Annotated in this window: 1 pseudogene; it reads right to left on the bottom strand. The window is 37.4% G+C overall.

Going from position 1 to position 695, the window contains the following annotated elements:
• Nucleotides 1-695 (bottom strand): annotated as a pseudogene (locus tag K6T82_RS24070) (HlyD family secretion protein); the annotation flags it as partial.

Here is a 695-nt window from a genome sequence, read left to right on the forward strand (position 1 = left end):
GATTGCGCCATACTTCTTCCCAGATTAACCTCTTCTTTTGTGCTGTTTATCTGCGAATTCTGACTTGATTTTGTATTGTCGATCAAAGACGACCTTATTTGAGAAATTGAAGTTAGAAGTCCTTTATAACTCTTCATCGCTTGAAGATAACCAAGCTTCTTGGCTTCCATTTCCTGTGCAGAAATAATGCCTTTATTGAACAAGGTTTCAAAACGGGCTATTTCATTTTTCTGCAGTTCCAGTTCGCTCTCGTTAAGTACTTTTTGCTGCTGCAGAATATCTAATCGCTCTTTTAACTGAATTTTCTCGGAGCTTTGCGCCTTGCTTTCTATTTCGAAAGGATGCAGACTTTCATTCAGTTGCTGAGCCTGATAATCTTTTTGAAAAACGGCATACGCACTTTCTATTTCCCCTAATTGGGTATTTTTCAATGACGCAAAAGGGAATGCTTTTGTTGCATTATTGATATCATAATGATCTACAATACTTTTCAGAAGAAAGACATCTTTATAGTTGGCTGTATTTTCAATAATGGCCAGTGTGCTGTTTTTTGCAACCGGTGTTTTATCTTTTACCAGAATAGCTTCAATACGGCCCGAAGATTTCGAGACGATTTTCTCCGGCGGAATATTGGTTGTAATGACGATTTCTGTTTTGACCACGTCAGGATATTTTACAAACCAGGAAACAAAAAA

Source organism: Flavobacterium potami, from assembly GCF_020026915.1.
GTDB lineage: Bacteria > Bacteroidota > Bacteroidia > Flavobacteriales > Flavobacteriaceae > Flavobacterium > Flavobacterium potami.